Below are 16,966 nucleotides of genomic sequence, written 5' to 3' on the forward strand. Positions count from 1 at the left end.
CCAACGCCCCCGCAAGGCCGGGAATCGGCGTCGGATTTGAGCAGGATCCGACACTCAACGACGCCGACGCGGCATCGTCAGCAGACAACGCCCCAACCCCCGCAATGACTTGCAAATCCTGCTCAACCACCTCCGACGACGCAGCGCATCGGCTCTCAGGGGCGGCGGAACGACCCTTCGCTCGGGGCGTCGGGGGTCGTCGCGACGCAGTAGAAGAGCCGACTGCCGCCCTCGAAAGCCGACTCGCTCGGCGGCAGGACCTTGGTCTCCAACTCGTCGACAGGCAGGTCGGTGTAGGCCGCCAAAGCCTCGGTCGTACAGGCCGCCCGCACGGCCGGGTCCTGTTCCACATCGGCGATGCTCGCAGACGCGATGTCGTCGGACAGCGAGCCGACGACGTATGCCTCCCAGTAGTGCTCCGAGTCGCAGTCGACCTCGCGTGACGAGTAGAAGCCGCTGATCGACGTCATCCCCCCGAAACAGACCGGGCTGACGGGCACCACGGCACCAGGAACGCTCGACCCACTCGCCGTCGACCCGGTTGACGGCGTAGGCCCGGTTGACGGCGTCGGGGTTGCCGTGGCACCCCGGGAACCAACGGGCGACCTGGTCACGGTCGCGTCGGCGACCGGCCCGTCCGAACCCACCAGATTGTTACCCAGCGCGAACCCACCGGCCCCGACGGCGACCACGAGCAGCGCGCCGACCACCACCGGCCAGGCCCGCCGCGGCCTCGTCGGCCGGTCCACCGCGGCCAGGTGCGCCGACGACGTCGACGGCGGGGAGGGCGACCCAACCTGCCGGGGCTGGGACCGCACCACCGGAAGCACCCTGGTGACATCTGTGCGAGGGGCCTCGGCCTGGGTGCCGAGCCGTCCACGCAACCCCAGGAGCGCGGCGTGGAGTTCGACCCCGTCCGCGTAGCGCTGTTCGACGTTGGGCGCCGTCGCCCGCCAGATGACCCTCATCAGGGCTTCGGCCCCGGCGCCGAGGCCCGGGATCGCCGGGAGGGGTCGGTAGAGCGTCTGGATGATCTCTGCGACGCTCTGGGGCGACCCATCGTCGTTTCGGCGCGGCACCTCGCCGGTGAGCAGCGAATAGAGCGTGGCGCCGAACGCCCAGACGTCGGCGCGCTTCGTCGGCGCCGCCTGTTCGAAAGCCTCGGGAGCCGCGTAGGCGGGCGTCAGCGCCTCGAGGGTCACCGACGACTCCCCTTCAACAGGCAACGCGGCCAGCCCGAAATCGCCGAGCCGCGGCGTGCCGTAGTGGTCAATCAGGATGTTGGAGGGCTTGATGTCGCGGTGCAGGATCCCGTGCTCATGGGCCGCGGCGAGCGCGCTAGCGATGGCGATGCCGAGCTCAAGCGCCGCCTCGGGCGACATCGGGCCGTCGCGTTTGACCAGTTGCCCGACCGAGCCGTTGTCGCACAACTCCATCACGAGGTAGGGACGGTTGTCGCGGGTGGTGCCGGCGTCAATGAGAGACACGACGTGCGGGTGCGAGGAGATGAGCGCCGCCGCGGTCGCCTCCCTGAGGAAGCGCCGCCGGTTGCGAGGATCGTCCAGGACGCGGGCGTCGATCTTGATCGCGACGTCCCGGTCCAGCGAGACCTGCCTGGCGCGGTAGACGGTGGCAAAGCCCCCCTTGCCGATCACCTCACCCAGCTCGAACCCGGGCACAAGTCCTGGGGAAACGGGCTCGGGCATCGGGGTTCCTAGTCTCGGGTTGACGGTGCCGCGATTCTACCGGGGGCCCGGTTCTCGGCCTTGGTCGATTTCTCGCCCACACCCCGAGAGATATATGCTTGCGCCATGCAAGTAAATCAGGGGCTCTCCGACGAGCTCTTCCGGCTCTTCGCCAACCTCGGGCACGCCACCCATCGCCCCGGCGCGTCGGAGACTTCCACCGTCACCTTCTCTTTGCTGGCCGCCCTTGACGGCGCCCCCCGTAGAGGGTGTGAGCTCGCCGCCGCGCTCGGGCTCGACCAGTCCACCATTTCCCGGCGCCTCACCTCGCTCAGGGACGCGGGCCTGATCGAACGCCTCCCCGACCCCGAGGACGGCCGCGCCCACCTGATCCGGACCAGCCCCGTAGGGCGCTCGTTGGTCGAGAAGGAACGCTCTCGACGCGTCCGCACGATCACCGATACGCTCGACGGCTGGTCCGACGAGGACCGCAGCGAACTGTCCCGCCTGCTCGGCCAACTCAATTCGACGCTCGAGGCCCACCGCGGCCTCCGCCAGGAGGAATCGCGTGACTGAAACCCAGGAGGTTTTCCGCCTCACCCCCCAATCCCGCCGGGTATTCACCGGCCTGCTGATCGGCATGTTCGCCGCCTCCGTCAGCCAGACCATCGTCGGCCCGGCGATGCCGCGGATCGTCGCGGAGCTCGGCGGAATGGACCACTACTCGTGGGTCGCGACCGCGGCGATGCTCGCCTCTGCGGTGGTGGTGCCGATCGCCGGGAAGCTGTCCGACCAATACGGACGCCGCCCGTTCTTCCTCGGCGGCCTGCTGGTGTTCATGGTCGGCTCGATCGTGTCGGGCCTCGCGCCCAGCTTCGGGGTGCTGGTCGCCGGTCGCGCCATCCAAGGGCTCGGCATGGGGACGATCATGCCGCTGTCCCAGACGATCATCGGTGACATCATCCCCGCTCGCCAGCGTGGCAAGTACCAGGGTTACATGGGCGCGGTGTTCGGGCTCACCTCCGTCGCCGGCCCGCTCGTCGGCGGGGTGATCACCGACAACTTCGGCTGGCGCTGGCTGTTCTTCTCCGCGCTGCCGGTCGGGGTGATCGCCTTCATCCTGGTCTCGATGTTCCTGCACCTGCCGCACAACCCGCGGAAGGCCAAGGTCGACGTCGCGGGCATGATCACCCTGAGCTTCGCCCTGATCGCGATCCTGCTCGCCACGAGTTGGGGCGGCTCGACCTACGCATGGGGCTCCCCGGTGATCATCGCGCTGTATGGCGGCGGCGTCGTCCTTCTCGGCCTGTTCGTGTTCTTCGAGCGGCGGGCCGCCGAGCCGGTGCTCCCGCTGCGCCTGTTCCGCTCGTCGGTCTTCACGCTGACCAACCTGTCGGTGTTCACCTTCGCGATGCTGATGTTCTCCGCGATCATCTACATCCCCGTCTTCGCGCAGGGCGTGCTCGGCGTCAACGCGACCAACTCCGGCCTGATCCTGATGCCGCTGATGCTCTCGTTCGTGGTGATGGGCATCGTGATGGGCCAGATCGTCACGCGCACCGGCCGCTACAAGGAGTTCATGCTCGCGGGGATCGCCATCATGGGCGTCGGGGTCACGCTGCTGACCCGCCTCGACCACCTGTCGACACCGCTGCAACTGTCGCTGTCGATGCTGGTGCTCGGCATCGGCATGGGCATGGTCTCGCAGCAGTATGTGCTGGTCATCCAGAACGCCTCGACCCGCCGCGACCTGGGCGTGGCCACCGCCTCGACGCAGTTCTTCCGCAACGTCGGCTCCACCGTCGGCACCGCGGTGATGGGCGCCGTCATGACCTCCGGGCTCAGCGTCGCCATCGCCGGCCACCTGACGGCGGAGGCCGCCTCGAAGCTGCCCGAGGGTGGCATCGATGCGGGTTCGGTGCTCGACCCGGCCGCCCTCCAAGGCCTGGACCCTGCCGTCGTGGACGCCGTCCGCCAGGGACTCGGCGAACAGCTGCACACGGTCTTCCTGCTCCTCTACCCGCTGATCGTGGTGCAGTTCGTCGCGATCCTGTTCGTCAAGGCGCTTCCGCTGCGCGAGACCTTGGACGACCCCGGCAAGGAACTGCTCGACTCGATGGCCCAGACCGCGGCGCACGAGGGCGACATCGTCCCCGTCTTCCACTCGGCAAGCACCACAGGCGCCCGCTCCCGCGAGCGGGTGATGGGCTACCGGTTCCACGCCATGGCCGAGCAGTCAGAGCAGCCCGACCGGCCGATGCTGCGCCGGGCGATCACCGAGATCGGCTCGGGCGACCTTGAACGCGGCCGACGCCTGCTCCAATTGGCCGGAGACATGCTGATCACCGAGGACCCCGAGGTCGCCGCTCATCGGGAGAAGTATGCGGCCGAGATCGCGTCGAAGGTCAAGGGCGGGTCGGTGCTCTCCCCGGAGCTCCGCATCGATCTGGCGGCCGTCTTTGCCGACCTCGAACGTTCCAAAGTCGTCGGGAGCATCGAGCCGACGGTCGACGAGCGGTTCGAGGCGGTCGACGTCGGCAGGCTCCGGGAGGCCGCGACCGACCTCGCCGTCGCGTTCCTCGCCGACATCTCCGGACGGAGCACCCGGCCCCCGGAGGACGCCTAGGCGAACAGCGCCTGGCCCACGAACTCACCCTCCGTGACCCCCGGCGGCACCGCCCACAGCCCCGAGCCGATGTGCTGCAGGTACTCCATCATCAGGTCGTTTCTGCTCAGCCTCGACTGCATCGGGATGTAGTGCGTGCGCGGGTCGGTCACGAATGCGATGAAGAACAACCCGGCCGACAGCCGACCCAACTGGTCGTTGCCGTCGACGTAGTTGTAGCCGCGGCGCAACATCTGGACGCCGTCGTTGTGATCGGGGTGCGCGATCGCCACGTGTGAGGCGACGTCCATCACTGGCACGCCCCCGCGTCCCTCCAAAGTGAAGTCGGGCTGGTCGAACTCGACGCCGCCGGAGAGCGGTGCGCCCTCCCGTTTGGTGCGCCCGACGATGTTCTCCTGCTCGCGCATCGGCGCCCTGTCCCACGTCTCGATCTGCATCTTGATCTTGCGGGCCACCATGTAGGAGCCGCCGACCAGCCAGTCAGCCGCCGGGTCTGCGCCCGCCTGTACCCAGACGTGCGCGTCGATCAGGTCGGTCTGCTCGGCCCGCAGCCCCATGGTGCCGTCCTTGAACCCGAACAGGTTGCGTGGGGTCGCCTGGTCGACGCTCGTCGACGACGTGCGCCCGAACCCCAGCTGCGACCACCTGAGCACCGCCCGCCCGAACGCGATCCTGGTCAGGTTCCGGATGGCATGGACGGCGACCTGAGGGTCGTGCGCGCACGCCTGGATGCACAGGTCGCCGTCGGAGAGGTTGGGGTCGAGGTTGTCTGCCACGAAGTGCGGCAACCGCTCAAGCGCCGCCGGGCGACGCGCCGCGATCCCGAACCGGTCGGCCCCCGCCGCGTCGAGAAACAGGCCTGGCCCGAACCCGAACGTGATGGTCAGCCCAGACGGCGGCAGGTCATAGGCCTCGCCGGTGTCCTCGGGCGGCGCGTCGTAGCTGCCCGACATCGCGTCCAGTTCCCCGGCCGAGCCGCCCTGCGTCATGCGCGACGCGGCATCGGTCCAGTCCCGCAGCAGCCCGATCAGAGCGTCCCGGTCGAGCCCGGGGGCCGTGTCGAAGGCGGCGAAGTGCATCCGGTCCTGGGCCGGGGTGACGATGCCGCCCTGGTGAACGCCGAAGTACGGATAGGCGTCCGAGACGGTCTCCTCCTTGCTGGACGGCGACGCCGAGCCTGCCGCGGCAAGCACCAGCGCCCCGGCCGCCGCACCACCGACGCCGACGGCGCCGAACAGGCCGCGGCGGCTGAGGTCGCTCATGACAAGATCACGCCCGCCATCTTCGACAACGGCTCGGACAAGGTGTTGACGGAGTCGGCCAGCTCCTTCACATCGGACGCGGAGAGCTGGTCGTAGGTGACGAAGCCGTCGCCGGAACGGTGCTTGTCCAGCAGGGTCTGCAGGTCTGCGAACGCCTGCCCGATCTGCGAGTCGAGGGCCTCGTCCTTGCGCTGCAGCAGCGGGCGCAGCCCCTCCCAGGCGACCTTGGCGCCGTCGACATTGGCTTGGAAGTCCCATAGGTCGGTGCGCGACCAGTACTCCTCCTCACCGGTCACCTTTCCCGTGGCGACCTCGTCGAGCAGCCCCTTGGCGCCGTTGGCGATGTCTGAGGCGGTAAACGTCATGTCGCGGGTGCGGTCGTACAACGTGTTGGTGTCCGCGACGAGCCGGTCGGCGACCGCCGCGCGTTCCTCGTCCGTCATCGGCGTGTAGCCCTCGGCCCGGGCGGGCCAGAGGTCCTTCTCCAGCCGATGCCAGCCGGTGAACTCGTCCCCGGCCTCGAGGTCGGCCTCACGGGCGTCCATCTGCGGGTCCAGGTCGCCGAAGCTCTCCGCGACGGTCTCCACGCGCTCCCAGTGGACGCGGGCGTCGGCGTAGAGCGCACGGGCGGCGTCGTCGTCGCGGGCCTTTACGAGGTCGGCGAACGTCTGGGTCTTGACGAGCAACTGGTCGACCTGGTCGCGGACGTACGAGGCGTACTGGGCATCCGCCTCGGCGACCAGCTCCGCATCCTCGCCCTTGGGTCCGACGTCTTCGCCGGAGTCGGTGACGGTGAACCCGCCGCGGATGCCGTCGCCCACCATCCCGGGCTTGCAGGCCGTGAAGTAGTTGCCTGCGGGCGCCGTCAGAACCAGGTCGCGGCTGAGGCCCGGGCCGATGTTCTCGATCTCCGCGACGATCCGCAGGCCGTCGTCAGCCAGCAGGTAGAACTCGTTGATCTTCGAGCCGTCGTTGGTGACCTTGAAGGTCAGCGTGCCCGACGGCGCCTCCGCGGCCGACACGTTGCACTCGGTGTCGGAGGCATTGACCGTCAACGTGCGGGCATCGCCGGTGGCTGCGGTGTTGTCGGTGCAGGCGCTCGTCAGCAGGAGGCCTGCGACGAGGGCGGGGATGACGAGTCGACGGTTCACGAAGCGGCTCCTTGGGGAATGGGGGTCGGGGCCGGACGGTGCGCGGCCCGGTTGCGGCGGAAGAAGAGGGTCCCGACGATGGCGACGTAGCTCACCCAGGCGAGAGCCTCGAGCACCGTCGTGACTGGCGAGAAGTTGAAGATGCCCTTGAGCAGCGAGCCGAGCAGGCTGTCGAGGGAGATGACGTGGCTGACGTCGAACGCGATGGTGTGCAGGCCGGGCAGGAAGCCTGCCTCCTGCAGGTCGTGGATGCCGTAGGCGAGCACGCCTGCGGCCACGAGGATGAGGAAGGCCCCGGTCCAGGTGAAGAACTTGGAGAGGTTGATCCTGAGGGCGCCACGGTACATCAGGTAGCCGAGGACGACCGCGGCCAGGATGCCGAGCAGCGCTCCGATCAGCGGTTCGGTGGTGGCACCGGTGCCACGGGCGGCGGCCTGGGTCGCGGCCCAGATGAACAGCGCGGTCTCGAGCCCCTCCCGACCGACCGCGAGCAGGGCCACCACCACCAGCGGCCAAGGTCTGGTCGCGTGGTCGAGGCTGCCCTTGAGGCTGCGGCTGAGCGTCCGCGACGCGGTCGCCATCCACAGCACCATCCAGGTGACGAAACCGACCGCGACGATGGAGAGGGTGCCGCCGATCAGTTCCTGGGCCTCGAACGTCAACCCTCGCGGCCCGTAGGTGAGCGCGGCGCCGAACGCCAGCGACACCGCGACGGCGATCCCGACGCCGAGCCAGATGTAGCGCAGGTCGTGACGCCGGTCCGACTTCACCAGATAGGCCACCAGGATGCTGACGATGAGGGCGGCCTCGAGCCCTTCACGGAGCCCGATCAGAAAATTCGCCAACATTGTCTTTCCCTTAATCTTTACGGTGAGGGTGACCTAACTAAAGACCCGGCGGGGGGTCAGAGTCAACTCCGCGGTCTGACGACCCACATCGGTGAGACGGCTCCGGCCGACTACGATGAAACGGTGAATCTCCGACGACTGATAGGTGCGCTGTCCGCCGCGCTCCTCATCGTCGTCGTTATCACCGTCCCAGCGAAGACCGCATCGGCGGATGTGTCGGCCCTGGACGTCCGCATCGACTCCGTGTCAACCCCGGTGCTGGACTTCTCCGATCCCACCCAGTTGGTCGAGTTGAAGGGCACCGTCACAAACACCTCCACGACACCCGTCACGGAGGCGGTGGTCCACTTCTGGCGGCTCCCCACCCCGATCCGATCTGCCGAGCAACTCCGCGAGTTGCGCGCTGCACCCCCAATCGGCTCAAGGATCACGGACCTGCCGAGCCTGTTCGAGATCGCCAGCGTCGGCCCGGGCGAACGGGTCGCGTTCACCGTGAAGGCGAGCGTCGCGCAACTGACGCAGGGCAGCACCCCACTGACGTTCGACGACGCCACCTACCTGATCGGCGCACAGGTGAGGGGGCTCCCCGGCCCGGAAGCGGAGCGGTCGATCGTCGGCTCAGAGGTCTTCCCGATCACCGCCACATCCTCACCCGTCGCCTCTTCCTCCCTGGTGATGCTCACCACCGCACCCTCCTGGCTGCCCGACGGGGCCTTCATCGACTCATCGCTGGTCGACCAACTGGGCAACGGCCTTGAAACGCTGCTGGTCAGCGGGGAACGAGACGACGTCCAGACCGCGATCGACCCGGCGCTCTACGACGCGGCCGTGCGGCTCTCCACCGAGCACACGGTCGCAGGCGAGAAGGTTGCAGGAAACGGCATCGCGCTGCGCTGGGTGCAGCGGGTCGACGCCTTGGCGAAACAGGGCAGGCTTTGGCGCCTGCCCTACGGGAACCCGGATCTGGTGAGGGCGGCGGCCTCGGGGCAGCTGCAGCAGGTCCTCGCCTGGAGCCGCGCAGCCAGTGGCAGCCAACTCAGCAGTCTCGACTCCATCGCCGTCCTCGACGATCCGACGGCGGACGTCGTCGCCCAGCTGGGCGAGTTCGACACCGTCGTGGTGCGCGACGCGACCGGCGCGAAGGCCGGGCCACCGATGCTCATCGGCGCCGCCTCGGAGACGACCTCCCCCGAGGACGGCACCGCCCTCGCCTCCCGGGTCAGCGATGAATTCCTGGCGACGCGCCCACCGCTCCATGTGATCGACGACGCGGCGGCGGCAGCCGTCGACGCGGAGCTGGGGGCTTGGCGCACCCACATTCCCCTCTCCCCAGACCCGGCTGAACCTCTCATCTGGTCCCCCGGCGACACCCAGCCCTGGCCCGACCTCACCTCCGCCCTGACCGACGCGGCGGGCAACGCCGAACTGCTGGCCGACCTCACGGCCACGCCCACGCCCGACGGCTCCGTCCTGGGCGCCATGGCGTGGTCGGCCGGGTTCAGTGACCAGTCCGCCGCCGTGGCCTACGTGCGCACCAGCTCCCCCGCGGAGGTGAGCCTCGACAAGATCACCCTGAGCGCGGCCGGGGCGTTCGTCATGGCATCGCGCACCAGCACGTTCCCAGCCACCTTGACCAACAGGCTCGACGTGCCCGTCGCCATCGGGGTCCGGTTCACCTCAGATTCCCCACAACGCATCTGGGTCCCGGACGTGGAGCCTGTCACAATCGAGCCGGGCGCCTCCGTCCCCGTCGAGGTCGTCCCCCAGGCCTCGGCCAACGGGGTAGCCCTGGTGCAGGCACAGGCAGTCACCACCGGCGGATTGCAGGTGGGCAAACCAGTCACAATCGAAATCACAGCCTCCGACTTTGGGCGCGTCGGCTGGATCATCATCGTCGTCTCGGGTGCAGTGGTCCTCGGAGGGACCGCGTGGCGCATCCGGGCGGTGCGTCGCGAACAGGCGAAGGCGTCCATGAAGGAAAACAGTGAGCCAAGTCAGTAGCACCAGGAAACTCGTCTCGGCCAGCGCGCTGATGGCGTCAGGGACGATGGTCTCGCGCATCCTCGGGATGGTGCGGGTCGCGCTGATCGCCTACATTCTCGGCGTCAGTACCCGTCAGGCCGACATGTTCGAACTGGCCAACACCGTGCCCAACTCGATCTACATCCTCTTCGCGGGCGGGGCGCTCAACACGGTTCTGGTGCCACAGATCGTGCGGGCCATCAAGAACGACCCGGACGGAGGTGAGGCTTACACCAACCGCATCATGACGGCCTTCATGCTGATCGTAACCGGGGTGGCCGTCCTCGTGACGGCCCTGGCCCCGGTCGTCGTGGCCATCTACTCGTCTTCGAAATGGCGGGTGCCTGAACTCGCCGAGCAGTATTCGTCGCTGATCACGCTCGCGTATCTGACCCTGCCGCAGATCTTCTTCTACGGTGCCTTCTTCCTGCTGGGGCAGGTGCTCAACGCCCGCGACAAGTTCGGCCCCATGATGTGGGCCCCGATCGCGAACAACATCATCTCGATTCTGCTGCTTGTGGCGTACCTGGCGATCTGGGGCAACGGGCAAGACACCTCGCAGGCCTTCACCCTGGGCCAGATGCTCATGCTCGGGCTCGGCTCGACGTTCGGCATCGCGGTACAGACGGCCGTGCTGATCCCATTCGTGCGGAAGGCCGGGTTCAAGCTGAGGCCACGCTTCGACATCATCCACACCGGCCTGGGCAAGACCTTCAAGCTGGCCGGTTGGACGCTCGGCTTCGTGGCCGTCAACCAGGTGGCGCTGGTCGTCGTCCAACGCCTGGCCACGTCGGCGACAGCCTCAGGCGAGGGCGCGGGCCTGCTCACCTACAACAATGCCCACCTCCTGTGGATCCTCCCCCATTCCCTGATCACGGTTTCGCTGGCCACGGCGATGCTGCCGAACGCATCCCGGCTCGCCGCAGCCGGGGACAACACCGGGCTCGCCAGCGAGGTCACCAAGACGATGCGGCTCGCGCTGCTGGTGATCGTGCCTGCCGCCGTCACGTTCATCGCGCTCGCCGGCCCCATCTCGGGCATCCTGTTCGGGCACGGCACCAACCCCGACGACGCCGTCCTGATCGCCTGGACCCTGATGGCGTTCACCGTCGGCCTGGTCCCGTTCACGATCCAGTTCGTGTGCCTGCGCACCTACTACGCGCTCGAAGACACCCGGACGACCTTCCTGCTGCAGATCCTGATCGCAGGCATCAACATGCTCGGCGCGGTGGTGCTGGTCAGCCTGGTGTCGTCCACCGCATGGATCGCGCCCGCGCTCGGGCTGGCCTACTCTCTCGCCTACTTCGTAGGTGTTCTGGTCTCCTGGCGGTTGCTCCGCAGCCGGATCCCCGGCTTGGACGGCGGAAAACTGGTGCTCCACATCGTGCGCTTGGCCATCGGTTCCGCCGTCGGCGGGGTCGGGGCCTACTTCCTGTCCCGATGGCTCCTCGTGCTGATCCCCAACGCGCTGGTGGCCAACCTGGTCTCGTGCGCCGCGGGAGCGGTGCTGATCCTCGGCGGGTATCTGCTGGTCGGCAGGCTCCTGAAGGTGCATGAACTTGCCAACCTGCGCGACCTGGTGCGTACCCGGTTCGGCCGCGGGAAGGCGTCGGCATCCTCCGCCGCGGTGGCGACCCCGGATCTGGCCGACGAGCCGGAGACGGTGCTGCTGCCTGCCGCCGACGACACGCCGACGGTCGTCTCAGACGCGTTGGACGACATCGGCCCCATCACGATCGTGCGGAACCGCCCCCCCGCGTCGCTGCACACCTTCGACGACGGTGAAGAGGAGTCGATCATCGATTCGGTGTTCCGCAAACCTGCCATGGAGAGCGGCTCCGCTGACGGAGCCGATCCGGGCGATGGTGCCGCCGGGCCAGACGAAGCCGACGAGGACACCGGCGATCCCACTGACCAACCGACCGGGCCACTCGATCTGGAAGGACTGTTCCGCGACGAGGAACCGGCTGCCCAGCTCGATGGGATCGCCAACGTCGGCACCTTGATCAACACCCGCTACGAACTGCTCGAGCTGTTGGCTAGCCGCCACGGCACGGAGACCTGGAGGGCTCACGACCAGGTGCTCTCCCGTGATGTCATCGTCCACGTGATCGCCGCCGGCGATGCCCGCATCGGTGAGCTGATGACCGCGGCCCGGAAGGGGGCCGTCGCCACGGACTCGCGATTCCTCAGGGTCCTTGACGCCGACGAACTGACCGGACCCGCTCAACCGATCGGCGCCTACGTCGTAGCCGAGTACGCCCACGGCCGCTCGCTGACCCGCCTGCTAACCGCCGGACCGCTGAGCGGCATCGAGGCGGCCTTCATCGTGCGCGAACTGGCGGATGCCCTCGTCGGCGTACACAGCCAGGGGCTGTTCCATGAGGCGATCAATCCGGACAACGTGATCATCACCTCATCGGGCGCCGTGCGCCTGGTCGGGTTCGGCATCGAGGCCACGCTCGCCGGGCGCGGAGACGGGGGCAGCGCGTGGGCGCTGCGGGAGGCCTCAGACGTGGTGGGGCTCGGGAACCTCCTCTACGCCTGCCTCGTGCAGCGCTGGCCGGGCGAGCCTGGATTCGGGCTGACCGCCGCCCCCGTGATCGCCGGGGAGGCCGCTCCCCCCCACACCATCCGGGCCGGGATCTCTCCCGCCCTCGACCGGATCTGCAGCGTTACCCTGACCCGACGCGGGGCCGCGTCCGAACGCCGCATCACCACGGTGTCCCAATTGGTGGACGCCCTGAACCAGGTGCTCGGCACGGCTGATGCATCGGCAGACCTGGAGCAGAGGGTCCGCGCCTCGGATTCGAAGGCCATCGCGCCTGCCCCGTCGGTGACTCGCGAGGAGGCCGCCGAGCCGGTGAGCGCCGCCACACGGACCGAACCGCGACAGTCCTACGAGCCCATCGCCGGCAGCGAGCGCACCGGGCGTTCCCGCCGGGTGCTCGGCATCCTGGTCGCGTTGGCGGTCCTGGCACTGGTCGTCTCCCTGATCATCGTGGGGGTCAACAATTCCCGCGACAACGCGGCGCAGCCCTCCGACCCGGGGGTGTCGGCCTCCGCCGACCAGAGCGCGGCGACCTCCCCGATCCAGATCGTCGGGGCCACCGACTTCGACCCGGAGACCGATGGTGGCAACGGTGAAGAACACCCCGAAAGGGTCGACGCCGTGTTCGACGGGGACCCGTCGACGTCGTGGGTCACCATGTCCTACAGGAGCCGCCCGGACCTGGGCGGTCTCAAGCCCGGCGTCGGAGTGATCCTGGACCTCGGTGAGGAGAAGACGGTAACCGCTGCCGAACTGACGCTGACCGGCGGGCCGACCGGGATCGAGCTTAGGGTGCCTACCGGCGCCGAGCCGTCGATGCGCACGCAGGCCGACTGGAAGGTGGTGGGGGCCGACGACTCCGCCGACGCCACGGTGACGATCCCGCTCACCGAACCCGTCCAGACCCGTTACCTGATGGTGTATTTCACGATGCTTCCGCAGGTCGGCGACAGCTACATCGGGGAGCTGAACGAGGTGGTGCTCCGCTGATCAGCGCAGGGGTCGGCCGTCGACGTCGGGCAGCTTGCGGATCGCGATCATCACGATGTCGATCAGCGCCCAGATCCCGAATCCGCCACCGGTGATGAGTTTCAGGATGCCGAGGCCGGTCTGCCCGAGGTAGAACCGGTCGACGCCCAACACCCCGAGGAAGATGCTCAGCAGCAGGGCGACCATCCACTCCCGCGACGAGTAGAGGCCAGGCAGTTGCCCGGCCGGGAAGTAGCCGCCGCCTGCCGCATCGCGCAACATCGACTCGGGCTTGAGCTGCCCCGCGTTTGCCATGCCGGCCAGCGCCTGGATCGGATAGGGACCGTAGTCCTGCCCCATGGAGGAGATGTAGAACATCCCTGGTACCGGGGCGTTGGAGTAGCCGTACGTGCCGTAGCTCATGGGCAACACCCTAGTCGTGTATTAGGTCGGCCCGGCTGAGGGTTCCGGGTTGTCCATATCCGGATGTGAGGGGTATCAGATCGCCCGATCCGGTGCACCGCAGCCGTGACATGGTTTGACACCAGCCACCTAAAGTTGGGTCGTGAACATCAATCGCGGCTACGTCTACGTCCCGGCAAGTCAGCGCGTGGGCGAAGCCGACTGTCGAGCACTTCTCGAGGACATCGGAGCGGGCCTGTGGGTCACCGCGGCCGCGGGGGAGGTGCCGTCAGCGACGCTGCTGCCCACGTTGTGGCGCGGCGACCGCTTGATCGCGCACGCCTCAGGCCACAACGAGCAGTTCGCGACGCTCGACGGCCCGCTCCCCTGCCGGGTCGTGGTGCAGGGAGCCGAGGCCTACGTCAGCCCTCGTTGGTACCCGAGCATCCAAAGCCCTGACGAGGGTGGGGCCGCGCGGGGCCGGGCCGAAGGTCGCGCCGTCGGCACTTGGGACTACCAGCAGGTGCAGTTCGCCGGGCGCTTGACGGTTCACCGCGACCGGGAGCGGCTGCGGCGTGAGGTCGCCGAATTGGCGAGGCTCCACGATGAGGAGCGGCTCGCGGAGGGCTGCCCGGCCGATGCGCACCGCGGCCCGTGGACCCCGAAGGAGGCGCCGTCGGACTTCCTGGAGGCGATGCTGAGCGGGATCGTCGGCCTGGAGTTGGAGATCACCGATGTGGTTGGGCGGTTCAAGCTGTCGCAGAACCGTGTCGAGGTCGACCGGGACGGGGTGGCGGCGGGGTTGGAGGAGCGGGGTCGCCCGAGGGACCTGGCGGTCGCCGAGGCCGTCAGATCCGCCGTCCCGCTGTACGAGTCGACCGGGGAGTGAGCTTGGGTCGCCTTTGGCGCGCCACCGTCACCCCTGACGTTGAGCCCCCGTCACCCCTGACGTTGAGCACTATTACGGGTTCGATCCGGCACCGAGCGCATCGTCAGCAGACAACGCCCCTCCCGCACAATCGAACCCCGGATAGTGCTCAACACCCACCCAGCCCCAGCGCCCCTCACCCCAACACAAACCCGGGGCCGACCGTCACGCACCGCGCCCCCGTCGCCCCTGACGTTGAGCACTATCCCGACCTCGATCCGGCACCGAGCGCATCGTCAGCAGACAACGCCCCTTCCGGACAAACGAACCCCGGATAGTGCTCAACGCTCACCCAGCCCCAGCACCTCCGCCAAGTCGTAGCTGACGGGCTCCTCCAACTGCTCATACGTGCACGACTCCGGGGAGCGGTCGTCGCGCCACCGGTTGAACTGCGCGAGATGGCGGAACCGCTGGCCCTCCATATGCTCGTAGCGCACCTCGACGACGCGTTCAGGCCGCAGCGGGGTGAACGACAGGTCCTTCTTCGCGTTCCACCTCGACGCGGCCGCCGCCGTCGGGGTCCGGGGGACGGACTGGTCCCGATTGTCGGGCAGCTTCTCGTCCGGTTCGGACCACGCCCACGGATGCCCCTCGAACCCCGTCACCAGGGGTTGGAGTTCCTCGAACAACTCCCGCCGCCGCGCCATCGGGAAGGCCCCGATCGCGCCGACTGAGTTCAGCTGGCCGTCCTCGCTGTAGAGGCCGAGGAGCAGCGACCCGACCGCGTCGGGTTCGTCCCGGTACAGCCGGTACCCGGCGACGACGCAATCCGCCGTCCGTTCGTGCTTCAGCTTGTACATCACGCGCTTGTCCTCGGCGTAGGGCGCGTCGAGGGGTTTGGCGATCACCCCGTCGAGCCCTGCCCCCTCGAACTGCTCGAACCACTCCATGGCCATGCCGGCGTCGTAGGTCGCCCTCGTCAGGAAGATCGGCGGCCGGGCCTCCCCCAGAGCCACCTCAAGCGCCCGACGGCGTTCCCGGAACGGTTGCTCCGCATAGTTCGTCTCCCCCAAGGCAAGAAGGTCGAACGCGACGAAACTGGCCGGCATCGACCCGCTCAGCTTCTTGATCCGCGACGCCGCCGGATGGATGCGCTGCTGCAGCGCGTCGAAGTTCAGCCGGTCGCCGTCGACCATGACGATCTCGCCGTCGATCACGCTGTGGTCGGGGAAGTTCGCGACGACCGCCTCCACCAGTTCCGGGAAGTAGCGCGTCAACGGGCGCGAGTTGCGCGACCCGATCTCGACCATGTCGCCCGAGCGCCAGATGATGGCGCGGAACCCATCCCACTTGGGCTCGAACAGGTAATCGCGGTCTGGCAACTTCTTGACGGCCTTGGCCAGCATCGGCCCGAACGGCGGCGAGATCGCCGTGCCCCATTCGGCGTCGCGTTCCGCCTTCGGCGCGAGGTAGTCGTCGTCGGCCCGGTCGGCCTTGCGCCTGCTCGGCGGCACGCGCGGGGGCTCGCCTGGCATCTTCGGATAGTCGGGAGGGAAGTTCAGCTCGTGCAGGCCATTCTCGACGTCCGCCTCCCAGAGCGCCAGGGCCCCGGTCACGTCACCGACGTGGGCGTCCATGTCGCCCCAAGGGCAGGGTCGGTCCTCAAGGAGGCCGGGGACGGTGTGGACGGTGAGGTCGCGCGGGTCGGCGTCGACCAGTTCCTCCCAGGTCAGCGGGGTCGACACGGGTGCCCACGCCAGGGGACGGGGCGAGTAGGCACCGGCGATGGTGCGGTCGCGGTTGGCCTGGTTGAAGTCGACGAACACGCGCTCGCCTCTTTCCTCCTTCCACCACGAGGTGGTGACGAGGTCGGGCAGCCGCCGCTCCAGAACCCGCGCGACGCCGATGACGGCGTGTCGGACGTCGCGAAACTCGTGGGTCGGGTGAATCCTCGCGTAGACGTGGATGCCGCGGTTGCCCGAGGTCTTCGCGTAGGCCGTCAAGCCGACCTCCGCCATCACGTTGCGCAGCTCGAGCGCGGCGGTGACGGCGTCAGCGAATCCGCGGCCGGGCTGCGGGTCCAGGTCGATCCTGAACTCATCGGGCCTGTCGAGGTCGGCGGTGCGCACGGGCCACGGATGGAAGGTGATGGTGCCCATCTGCGCGGCCCAGGCGAGGTCGGCGGGTTCGTCGAAGACGAGCTGCTCGTGGCGTCGCCCCGACGGGTAGGTACACATCACGGCGCGGAGGTAATCAGGCGCGCCGCGCGGCGGCCGCTTGGAGAAGAACTCCTCACCGTCGACGCCCTCGGGGAACCGCTGCAGCGTCATGGGCCGCTCGCCGTTGATGGTGAGGAACGGTTCGGCCACGGCGAGCAGGTAGTCGGCGAGGCCGCGTTTCGTGACGCCGGCGTCTGGCCACAGCACCTTGTCTGGGCTGCTCAGCTTCACCCGGCGGGGCCCCGGCCCGGGGATGTCCAGGAATTCGTCGACCATGGTTGAACCGTAACAACCGTCGGACCCGGGCGGGTGGTGTCAGGGGCTCGGATGCGTCGGGAGGGAGCAGTCGGCACCGTTTATGTG

The 16,966-nt window shown here is 68.4% G+C and carries 11 protein-coding genes; 5 read left to right on the forward strand and 6 right to left on the reverse strand.

Going from position 1 to position 16,966, the window contains the following annotated elements; translation table 11 throughout:
• Window positions 1-155: 155 nt before the first annotated feature.
• Window positions 156-1,706, reverse strand: a complete 1,551-nt coding sequence (locus tag BUC15_RS01635) for a serine/threonine-protein kinase (protein WP_084189279.1) — start codon at window positions 1,704-1,706, stop codon at window positions 156-158.
• Between the two features lie 105 nt (window positions 1,707-1,811).
• Here BUC15_RS01635 and BUC15_RS01640 point away from each other — a divergent pair, with 105 nt between their 5' ends.
• Together BUC15_RS01640 and BUC15_RS01645 are read left to right on the forward strand one after the other, a co-directional pair.
• Window positions 1,812-2,261 (forward strand): MarR family winged helix-turn-helix transcriptional regulator, encoded by a 450-nt coding sequence (locus BUC15_RS01640; protein ID WP_073185831.1) that lies wholly within the window; start codon window positions 1,812-1,814, stop codon window positions 2,259-2,261.
• Complete coding sequence (locus BUC15_RS01645) at window positions 2,254-4,311, forward strand: MDR family MFS transporter (protein ID WP_139280051.1); 2,058 nt, start codon at window positions 2,254-2,256, stop codon at window positions 4,309-4,311. The genes BUC15_RS01640 and BUC15_RS01645 overlap by 8 nt, the downstream gene beginning before the upstream one ends.
• Here BUC15_RS01645 and efeB read toward each other — a convergent pair.
• Genes efeB through efeU form a run of 3 tightly spaced genes read right to left on the reverse strand, consistent with a single transcriptional unit; the run spans window position 4,308 to window position 7,572 of the window.
• On the reverse strand, window positions 4,308-5,573 hold the full coding sequence (gene efeB / locus BUC15_RS01650) for an iron uptake transporter deferrochelatase/peroxidase subunit (RefSeq protein WP_073185833.1): 1,266 nt from the start codon (window positions 5,571-5,573) through the stop codon (window positions 4,308-4,310). The two genes, BUC15_RS01645 and efeB, sit on opposite strands and share 4 nt — an antisense overlap.
• Entirely contained in the window at window positions 5,570-6,724 is a 1,155-nt protein-coding gene (efeO, locus tag BUC15_RS01655; protein WP_073185834.1) for an iron uptake system protein EfeO, read from the reverse strand. Before efeO ends, efeB begins: the two co-directional genes overlap by 4 nt.
• The gene (gene efeU, locus BUC15_RS01660) at window positions 6,721-7,572 is read right to left on the reverse strand and encodes an iron uptake transporter permease EfeU (protein ID WP_073185835.1); all 852 of its coding nucleotides are present in this window, start codon (window positions 7,570-7,572) and stop codon (window positions 6,721-6,723) included. The genes efeO and efeU overlap by 4 nt, the downstream gene beginning before the upstream one ends.
• A 123-nt stretch (window positions 7,573-7,695) precedes the next feature.
• Between efeU and BUC15_RS01665 the strand changes: the two genes are divergently transcribed.
• The gene (locus BUC15_RS01665) at window positions 7,696-9,573 is read left to right on the forward strand and encodes a DUF6049 family protein (RefSeq protein WP_073185836.1); all 1,878 of its coding nucleotides are present in this window, start codon (window positions 7,696-7,698) and stop codon (window positions 9,571-9,573) included.
• Complete coding sequence (murJ, locus tag BUC15_RS01670) at window positions 9,557-13,135, forward strand: murein biosynthesis integral membrane protein MurJ (protein WP_073185837.1); 3,579 nt, start codon at window positions 9,557-9,559, stop codon at window positions 13,133-13,135. The genes BUC15_RS01665 and murJ overlap by 17 nt, the downstream gene beginning before the upstream one ends.
• Here murJ and BUC15_RS01675 read toward each other — a convergent pair whose 3' ends face one another.
• The gene (locus BUC15_RS01675; protein ID WP_073185838.1) at window positions 13,136-13,537 is read right to left on the reverse strand and encodes an NINE protein; all 402 of its coding nucleotides are present in this window, start codon (window positions 13,535-13,537) and stop codon (window positions 13,136-13,138) included. It lies immediately after the preceding gene.
• Window positions 13,538-13,679: 142 nt separating this feature from the next.
• Here BUC15_RS01675 and BUC15_RS01680 point away from each other — a divergent pair, with 142 nt between their 5' ends.
• Entirely contained in the window at window positions 13,680-14,405 is a 726-nt protein-coding gene (locus BUC15_RS01680; RefSeq protein WP_084189281.1) for an FMN-binding negative transcriptional regulator, read from the forward strand.
• Between the two features lie 320 nt (window positions 14,406-14,725).
• Here the strand turns inward: BUC15_RS01680 and BUC15_RS21055 are convergent, their stop codons facing one another.
• Window positions 14,726-16,879: an ATP-dependent DNA ligase gene (locus BUC15_RS21055; RefSeq protein WP_073185839.1), complete on the reverse strand. Its 2,154-nt coding sequence runs from the start codon at window positions 16,877-16,879 to the stop codon at window positions 14,726-14,728.
• Window positions 16,880-16,966 lie beyond the last annotated feature (87 nt).

It is taken from the genome of Tessaracoccus bendigoensis DSM 12906 (genome assembly GCF_900141915.1).
Taxonomy (GTDB): Bacteria; Actinomycetota; Actinomycetes; order Propionibacteriales; family Propionibacteriaceae; genus Arachnia; species Arachnia bendigoensis.

Coding starts and splice junctions, on each gene's coding strand:
- BUC15_RS01635 (WP_084189279.1), bottom strand. CDS start 1,706: ATGCCCGAGCCCGTTTCCCCAGGACTTGTGCCCGGGTTCGAGCTGGGT.
- BUC15_RS01640 (WP_073185831.1), top strand. CDS start 1,812: ATGCAAGTAAATCAGGGGCTCTCCGACGAGCTCTTCCGGCTCTTCGCC.
- efeB (WP_073185833.1), bottom strand. CDS start 5,573: ATGAGCGACCTCAGCCGCCGCGGCCTGTTCGGCGCCGTCGGCGTCGGT.
- efeU (WP_073185835.1), bottom strand. CDS start 7,572: ATGTTGGCGAATTTTCTGATCGGGCTCCGTGAAGGGCTCGAGGCCGCC.
- BUC15_RS01675 (WP_073185838.1), bottom strand. CDS start 13,537: ATGAGCTACGGCACGTACGGCTACTCCAACGCCCCGGTACCAGGGATG.
- BUC15_RS21055 (WP_073185839.1), bottom strand. CDS start 16,879: ATGGTCGACGAATTCCTGGACATCCCCGGGCCGGGGCCCCGCCGGGTG.